This window comes from Methanoregula sp. PtaB.Bin085 (assembly GCF_002067035.1).
GTDB lineage: Archaea > Halobacteriota > Methanomicrobia > Methanomicrobiales > Methanospirillaceae > Methanoregula.
In genome coordinates this window covers 19,771-27,819 of sequence record NZ_MVQB01000050.1, presented here as the reverse complement: position 1 = coordinate 27,819, position 8,049 = coordinate 19,771, and the positions used below count along the sequence as shown (strand labels likewise).

At 52.6% G+C, this 8,049-nt stretch carries 7 protein-coding genes; 5 read left to right on the top strand and 2 right to left on the bottom strand.

What is annotated here, in order from left to right; translation table 11 throughout:
* Positions 1–150: 150 nt before the first annotated feature.
* On the bottom strand, positions 151–807 hold the full coding sequence (locus A4E33_RS10910) for a DUF4013 domain-containing protein (RefSeq protein ID WP_292348080.1): 657 nt from the start codon (positions 805–807) through the stop codon (positions 151–153).
* A gap of 142 nt (positions 808–949) precedes the next feature.
* A complete protein-coding gene (gene purH, locus A4E33_RS10905) occupies positions 950–2,434 on the bottom strand; it encodes a bifunctional phosphoribosylaminoimidazolecarboxamide formyltransferase/IMP cyclohydrolase (protein WP_292348078.1) in 1,485 nt (494 codons plus the stop codon).
* 250 nt (positions 2,435–2,684) lie between these two features.
* On the opposite strand from purH, the gene A4E33_RS10900 reads away from it, so the two are divergent.
* From A4E33_RS10900 to A4E33_RS10880, 5 genes are read left to right on the top strand one after another with little or no spacing between them, the layout of a single operon-like run.
* The gene (locus tag A4E33_RS10900; protein WP_292348076.1) at positions 2,685–3,212 is read left to right on the top strand and encodes a nucleotide exchange factor GrpE; all 528 of its coding nucleotides are present in this window, start codon (positions 2,685–2,687) and stop codon (positions 3,210–3,212) included.
* Positions 3,213–3,224: 12 nt separating this feature from the next.
* Positions 3,225–5,090: a molecular chaperone DnaK gene (gene dnaK / locus A4E33_RS10895; protein ID WP_292348074.1), complete on the top strand. Its 1,866-nt coding sequence runs from the start codon at positions 3,225–3,227 to the stop codon at positions 5,088–5,090.
* Positions 5,091–5,097: 7 nt separating this feature from the next.
* Positions 5,098–6,225 (top strand): molecular chaperone DnaJ, encoded by a 1,128-nt coding sequence (dnaJ, locus tag A4E33_RS10890; RefSeq protein WP_292348072.1) that lies wholly within the window; start codon positions 5,098–5,100, stop codon positions 6,223–6,225.
* A gap of 57 nt (positions 6,226–6,282) precedes the next feature.
* Positions 6,283–7,269, top strand: a complete 987-nt coding sequence (locus A4E33_RS10885; protein WP_292348071.1) for a methyltransferase domain-containing protein — start codon at positions 6,283–6,285, stop codon at positions 7,267–7,269.
* Positions 7,270–7,315: 46 nt separating this feature from the next.
* On the top strand, positions 7,316–8,026 hold the full coding sequence (locus tag A4E33_RS10880; RefSeq protein WP_292348069.1) for a tetratricopeptide repeat protein: 711 nt from the start codon (positions 7,316–7,318) through the stop codon (positions 8,024–8,026).
* Positions 8,027–8,049: the final 23 nt, after the last annotated feature.

The window sequence follows — 8,049 nt, the reverse complement described above, 5'->3', positions numbered from 1 at the left end:
GATGCCCTCCTTTGCATATGCAAACGAATCATCAAGCATTGAGCCAAAATCCATGAGATCACCAGACCGCATATATCTATAATAAATTGGGATAAAAAACCGTCACCCCGCCTTTTTCACGGGGATAGGGTAACTAAAAAAAATGTGGTATTATGCACCAGCACTGTCGTACAGCTGGCAGACATAGCGTGCAACGAAGATGTACCACGGGGCGATGAGGAAGAGATAGGCAAGCCATCCGATGACCGGGATCATCATCAGGATAGCGACAACGATACCGAAAACCACACCGCAGATAATCAGGACGACGAGTGCAATGATGTAGGGTACCCATCCGATCTTGGCGATGGTAGCAAGGATTGCAGAGAAGTTGAATGCCTCCCCGATGCTTCCCGTGCGTGCAAACCGGACAACACCGATCATGGCAAAAAGCCCGATGATAACTGCAAGGACAAAGACGACGAGAAGTCCAATCATCATCGTACCGACAGCTGCCATTGCCGCGGTCGGGTCCCCGGTCATTGCACCGGCAAACATAACAACAAAGATAATTGCGTACACGATGATAACCGGTATCATCCAGATAATCATAACAATCAGGTACTTGATACCATCGATAAACAAAGTACCCCAGTCCTCGACTTCCGGTGCAGGCTTTTCACCGCGGAGTACTTTCATTACATATCCCATGAGGGGGAGAGCAAGAAGGATTGTGGCAATGACAAGCATTACCCATTTGGCCCACTTTCCGACAACTGCCTCCTTTGTATACTCAAAGGATTCACCAACCATGCTTCCGTAATCCATCTTTTTCACCACAATGATACGATCATAATTTCGGAACCATCCGTGGCCACCGGCCACAAACGATTTAAATAAGCTATGACAACTTCGCAGAATATAAATTTATCTGATTTATCAGCCTTATTGCGCAAAATAAAGGAAAAAATCAGTGCCTGAAGTACCGTACGCCCGTAAAAACCATCGCTACGTGAAGGCGGTTTGCTGCTTCGATAACTTCCTTATCCCGTATCGATCCACCGGGCTGGACGAGCGCCGTCGCCCCTGCCTGCGCTGCTACTTCAAGTGTATCGGGAAAAGGAAGGAAAGCATCGGAAGCAACAGCAGATCCCTTCAGTGAACCGCAGGCCTTCTCAATCGCGATTTTTGCAGAATCAACGCGACTCATCTGACCCGCCCCTATACCGAGTGTGCGTTTCTGGTCGGCAAAAATAATCGTGTTGCTCTTGGTGTGTTTGCAGACCTTCCATGCAAGCCGGAGAGCTTTCATCTCATCCGGTGTCGGATCCCGGTCTGTGATGACTTCCCAGTGTTCCTGGTACGAGGGAGTCCGCTGAACCAGCACACCACCGTCAATCGTCCGGATATCATCAGATTCGGTCTTCTCCGGAAGGATCAGAACACGCATCGTATCTTTCTTTTTCATGATCTGCAGGGCTTCGGGTTTAAAGGAGGGGGCTACAAGAACTTCCACGTATGTGTTGCAGATTTCTGCAGCAAGATCTGCATCAACCTCGCAGTTGACGGTAACGACAGAACCATACGCCGAAACCGGATCAACGTCGCGGGCTGACAGGTACGCCTCCAGTATACCAGTGCCGGTGGCAACACCACACGGATTATTATGTTTCATGATTACCGCTGCAGGCTCCTCAAATTCCCTGATAAGCCCGACACCGGCATTCACATCCAGGTAATTGTTGTAGGACATCTGTTTTCCCTGGATCGGTTCGGTGCCGGCGATTCCGCTTGTACCATAGACAGCAGCCTTCTGGTGGGGATTTTCGCCATAACGGAGAGTCCTGCCCCCGGTGAACTGTACTGTGAATGTTGTGGGGAACTCGGAATCGAGACGGTACAGATAATTGCTGATGGCAGCATCGTAAGCAGCTGTGCGGGCAAATGCTTTCTTGGCCAGCGTCAGCCGGTCTTCGGAAGTGAAACCGGTCCCTGTGATTGCCCTGGCAACCATAGAGTAATCAGCAGGATCCACGACAACTGCAACATCCCGGTAATTCTTGGCGGCTGCACGAATCATCGCGGGACCTCCGACATCTATGTATTCAATGAGCTCTTCGAGTTTCATCGTTTGTGCGGACATTTTTTCAAACGGATACAGGTTGACAACAAGGAGATCTATATGATTGATCCCATGCCTGGCCATGACGGCATCATCGATTGATCTCCGGCCCAGCAGGCCTCCGTGAACTTTAGGATGAAGTGTCTTGACCCGCCCGTCCATCATTTCGGGAAATCCGGTATAACTCGAGACCTCCGTGAATTTGATGCCCGCTGCTGCAAGTGTTTTACCCGTTCCCCCGGAACTCATGATATTGAATTTTTGACCGGCCAGAACTTTCGCAAGATCGATGATTCCTGTCTTGTCCCATACGGAAAGGAGTGCCCACTTCATGGTTATGAATATGCACAACGGCAGGAAAAAGGTATCCGGTTTCCTTCCTATCATTATGGTCCGGTGGGAGGCTCGTATCCATTGTATATTAATTAATAAAAAAATATAAAAATTATCGGTATTGGGTACAGCTAGTTTTCATTTACCTTAAGTAAATCAGGATTTCAGGCGGTGACCAGATGGACGGATCCACAAATATTTATATAGAACTACAATGCTATAGATATTGGAACATCAAAAAGGATGTACTATGAACGATGCAGAACGCAGCCCGGACCAGGTAATGGATAAGGCCCCGGCACCATCAGTAAATCCGGTGCCGGAACCATTCCCTCCCCCTGAGCCGGAGGAACAGAAAAAAGCATATGATGAACTGAATGACCGGTTCCTGAGGCTTGCAGCCGATTTTGAGAATTTCAGGCGGCGGACAGCAAAGGAGCGCGAATCCATCGTTGCTCTCGCAAATGAACGTTTTGCAGTTGATCTCCTTGAAGTGATGGATAACTTCGAACGAGCCCTGAAGTCTGACGATTCCCATCTCAGGGAAGGACTGGAGCAGATCCGGCAGCTGATGAGCGCCCAGCTCCAGCGTCACGGCATCATACCCATAGATTCGCTGAAAAAAGCCTTCAATCCCGCTGAACACGATGCAATTGCCCATGTTCCTTCCAGGGAGCCGGAAGGAACTGTAATTGACGAGGTTTCGCGGGGATACAGGATGAACGACAGGGTAATCAGACACGCAAAAGTTGCGGTATCAAAAGGAAATCAGGATTAACAGAGGTATATCATGGCAAAAGAGAAGGTTCTGGGTATCGATCTGGGAACGACTTTTTCCTGTATGTCGATCATGGAGGCGGGAAAACCGATTGTCATTCCGAACTCCGAAGGCGGAAGGACGACCGCCTCGGTCGTTGCCTTCACCAAGGAAGGAGAGCGGCTTGTCGGGAGCCTTGCCAAACGACAGGCGGTCACCAACCCCCAGCGCACGATCCAGTCGATCAAGCGGAAGATGGGAACGAGCGAGAAGGTGAAAATCGATAATAAGGAATACACCCCGCAGGAGATTTCCGCAATGATCCTGCAGAAACTTAAGATGGATGCGGAAGCCTATCTCGGGGAAAAGATCTCCAAGGCAGTTATTACCTGCCCCGCGTATTTTAATGATGCACAGCGGCAGGCAACGAAGGACGCCGGGAAGATTGCCGGACTCGAAGTCCTGCGTATTATCAACGAACCTACAGCCAGCGCACTGGCATATGGCATTGACAAGGAACAGGACGCAACGGTTCTTGTCTATGATCTTGGCGGAGGGACGTTCGATGTCTCCATCCTGACCCTTGGCGACGGCGTTTTCGAGGTCAAGTCAACCGCAGGCAACAACCATCTTGGCGGGGATGATTTCGACAAGCTGATTCAGGACTGGCTTGTTGAAGAATTCAAGAAGAAGGAGGGCATTGACCTCCGGAACGATCCCTATGCCATGCAGCGCCTGCGCGATGCAGCCGAAAACGCTAAGATCGAACTATCCCAGCGGCAGATTACCAACATAAACCAGCCATACATCACCACCGATGCCAGCGGACCCAAGTTCCTGAATATTGACCTGACCCGTGCCAAGCTGGAACAGCTTATTGGTGACCTGGTCGAATCTACGGTCGGTCCGGTCAGGCAGGCACTTGCTGATGCAAAACTAGAACCCAAAGATATCGACCATGTCATCCTGGTCGGCGGATCAACCCGTATCCCGCTGGTACAGGAAACGGTCAGGAGACTCCTTGGCAAGGAACCCGACAAGGGGATCAACCCGGACGAATGCGTTGCCCTTGGTGCCGGCATCCAGGGAGCCGTGCTCACCGGTGAAACCAAGGATATCGTCCTGCTGGATGTCACCCCGCTCACGCTCGGTATCGAGACCCTTGGCGGCATTGCGACCAAGCTCATCGAGCGAAACACAACCATACCGACAAGGAAGAGCCAGATCTTCTCCACGGCTGCAGATGGGCAGACCAGTGTCGAGATCCATGTCGTACAGGGAGAGCGGGCACTTGCCAAGGATAATTTCACGCTCGGCAAATTCCAGCTGACTGGTATCCCGCCAGCACCCCGCGGGATCCCCCAGATCGAAGTCACGTTTGATATCGATTCGAATGGCATCATCCATGTCTCTGCAAAGGACCTCGGTACCGGCAACCAGCAGGCAATCTCCATCAAGGGAGACAAGAAGCTTTCCGAAGATGACATCAGGAAGATGATGGACGCCGCCAAGCAGTTTGAGGCAGATGACAAGAAGAAGCGCGAGGAGATCGAGCTTCGCAACCAGGCTGACACCGCAACCTTCACGGCAGAACGGATGCTCAAGGAGAGCGGCGAGAAGCTTGACGCTGCCGACAAGACCAAAGTCGAGGAGGGTGTTGCAGCGGTCAGGAAAGCCCTTGCGGGAGACAATCTTGACGAGATCAAGAAGACCTTTGAATCCCTGACTGAGTCGGTCTATGCTGCAACAACCAAGATCTACCAGAAGATGCAGGCAGAGCAGGCATCCGCACAGGGCCAGCAGACTGGTGGCGCAGAGGCAGGTGCAGGTCCCCAGCAGAAAGATTCCAAGACAGATGACAATGTCGTTAATGCTGACTACAAGGTAAAAGACGAGTGACCGGAACATGGGCGGAGAGGACTACTACGAAACGCTCGGCATACCCCGGAATGCTGACGATGCGGAGATCAAGAAAGCCTATCGCAATCTCGCCCGAAAATATCATCCGGATATCTGCAAGGAGTCTGGAGCGGAAGAAAAATTCAAGAAGATCAATGAGGCATACAGCGTTCTCTCGGATGAGCAGAAAAGACGCCAGTACGACAACATGGGTCACGAGACCTACACAAATGCCTCACGCGGCTCTTATACCGGGAGCGGAGGATTTGGCGGAGGCTTCTCTGCCGATTTCTCCGGCTTTGGCGATATCTTCGATTTCTTTGGCGGGGGCCAGCGCCGGTCGGGACCTCAACCCGGCGCAGACCTGCTGATGCGGATCCAGATCCGGCTCGAGGACGCCGTTTCTGGCATTGATCGTGACATCGATGTGATGCATACCGAATCCTGCCCTGCCTGCAGCGGGTCCGGGAGCGAGACAAAAAAGCAGACCACCTGTACCCGCTGCGGCGGCTCCGGCCAGATGCGGCAGGCAACGAGTTCCCCGTTCGGGCAGTTCATCCGCATGACCCCGTGCCCGCATTGTGAGGGCCGGGGGAAAATCCCGGAGAAGGTCTGCCGGCAGTGCCGGGGTACTGGACATACCCGGGTGAAGCGGACCGTATCCGTCCATATCCCTGCCGGTATCGACAACGGCATGCGCCTCCGCATGGAAGGCTATGGTGAAGCAGGCGATTACGGCGCTCATAACGGCGACCTGTTCATCGAGGTCTATATCCAGCCGCATGAAAGATTCACCCGTTCGGGCGATAATCTTGAGACAACTATCGACATCACGCCGGCGCAGGCCGTGCTCGGAACCTCTGTCGAGATCGAGACCATCGACAAACGCCATATCGAGCTTAAAGTTCCTGCGGGAATCCAGTATAATACTGCCCTGAAGATCAGCGGGGAAGGTGTCAGACGCCGTGGAAAGCCCGGCGATCTGCTGGTCAGGGTGAAGATAGTTACACCACGTTCCATCAGCAGCGAGGAGAAAGAACTCTATGCAAAGATTGCCGAACTTGAAGGGAAGGATCACGGGGGCGGCGGTTTCTTCTCAAGCATCATTGGTGGAAAAAAGAAAGGGAAGAAATAATCTTCCCGGCAATGATTACCTCTCACTTTTTCTGGTGCTGCTGCCAATGAGATCAGGATGAAGCTGATCTTCGAACTCTCCGGAGAGAATCCCACACTCCCTTTTGCGGAACTCGGGTGTGTCGGAACCGTTCTTGATCAGCGGCTGCAGGTTGCGGTTGCGGAATGCGCAAATCCCTCGGAATGCTGCCGTCTCGCCATGACGCATCGGGTACTCGAATACCTCGGTGAATGCGATCCTGACCTCGCTGCTTTCGAACGGCTCTTACGGGATCTCTCTCTGGAAACGCGGCAGGCATTTTCCGGCCGGGTCAAGAAGATTCATGAAGGATCTCATCGTCTCAATCCATGCTCCCAGAAGGAATTCGAACGGATGATTGGGACCATGGTCGCCGGTCCGGTATCCCTGAAGAACCCGGAGGTGGAGTACCGCGCCATCCTATCTGAGGACCGGTGCTATTTCGGGAAAGTCCTGTTCGCATTTGACCGCGGCGCGTCCGATGCAAGAAACCCGGGGAAGCGGGTTTTTTTCCATCCCGGTGTGATGATGCCGCGGATGGCACGAACGCTCGTCAACATTGCCGGTGTACGGAAGGGTGGTACGCTCCTTGATCCGTTCTGCGGTACCGGCGGCATACTTATCGAAGCAGACCTGCTGGGTGCTTTTCCTGCAGGGAGTGATTTTGATCCCGCGATGATTGCGGGAAGCCGGCAGAACTCCGCCGGGTCTGACCTCATGCTTGCCGATGCAACCCTCCTGCCATTCCGCGATCACTCAATTGATGCGGTAGTGACGGATTTCCCGTACGGACAGTCAGTCTGTATCAAAAAAACTGACACCATGGATACGTTATATGGCAACGCTCTCGAAGAGATCTGCCGCGTACTGAAAGCGGGAAAGCGGGCCGTCGTGGTCACGCATCGTGATATTTCCGCAATCGCAGCGGATTCTTTCACGATACTCCAGCGGCACGAACAGCGAGTACATAAGAGCCTGACGCGGCGTATCCTGGTCCTGGGCAACCAGCGGGAATGTTGTGTATAAATGCTTATGTGCCCATTCGAAGAGATCTGATCGGGTTGTTCTATCCATGAACCGAAACATTCGTGCAGTTGTGCCTGTTTGTTTTCTTGCCATCATCATGCTCGTTACGGCAGCCGGTGCATCTGCCGGTGATGGTAGTTCTCTCGTAGCGCAGGGCGATGCACTGCTGAAATCAAAAAATTATACTTCTGCCCTTGCTGCGTACGACCAGGCTATTGCCATCGATGCCGGGAATTTCAATGCCTGGAACGGCAAAGCGGACGCGCTCAACCGTGCCGGGAATTTTACCGGGGCGCTTGCAGCATCGGATACCGCGATCGCCCTTGAACCTTCACGTGCGGAGGGATGGATCAACCGTGGATATATCCTGTACAATCTGGGAAGATACGATGAGGAGATCAAAGCATACGAAACAGCGATATCTCTTGAACCGGACAATGCAGATGCATGGTTCAACAAAGGTTATTCGCTGGCCGGGATGAAACGGTATGACGAGGCTCTTGCGGCATTCGACAGGGTAAAGGAACTCCGGCCGGATTATCCGAATCTGGATGCAAACCGGCGGATTGCCGAACAGCTGCGGGATGTCCAGACACCGGTGTATTTCAGGTATGCTCCGGTGATTGCCGGCTGCATCCTGCTCATCCTCTTTTCAGCAGCATACCTGCTCTACAGGAAAAAAGGAGTGCCGGCAGAAGAAAACGCTGACAGGGATAACCGGCAGGCCAGACGCAGGAAGGAACGGAAATCAGAATAAACAGCAGGACGTTCCTGAAATAC

Bases quoted from the DNA above. Each gene is read 5' to 3' on its own strand.
- A4E33_RS10910 (WP_292348080.1), bottom strand. From the start codon at position 807: ATGGATTACGGAAGCATGGTTGGTGAATCCTTTGAGTATACAAAGGAG.
- purH (WP_292348078.1), bottom strand. From the start codon at position 2,434: ATGAAGTGGGCACTCCTTTCCGTATGGGACAAGACAGGAATCATCGAT.
- A4E33_RS10900 (WP_292348076.1), top strand. From the start codon at position 2,685: ATGAACGATGCAGAACGCAGCCCGGACCAGGTAATGGATAAGGCCCCG.
- dnaK (WP_292348074.1), top strand. From the start codon at position 3,225: ATGGCAAAAGAGAAGGTTCTGGGTATCGATCTGGGAACGACTTTTTCC.
- dnaJ (WP_292348072.1), top strand. From the start codon at position 5,098: ATGGGCGGAGAGGACTACTACGAAACGCTCGGCATACCCCGGAATGCT.
- A4E33_RS10885 (WP_292348071.1), top strand. From the start codon at position 6,283: ATGAAGCTGATCTTCGAACTCTCCGGAGAGAATCCCACACTCCCTTTT.
- A4E33_RS10880 (WP_292348069.1), top strand. From the start codon at position 7,316: ATGAACCGAAACATTCGTGCAGTTGTGCCTGTTTGTTTTCTTGCCATC.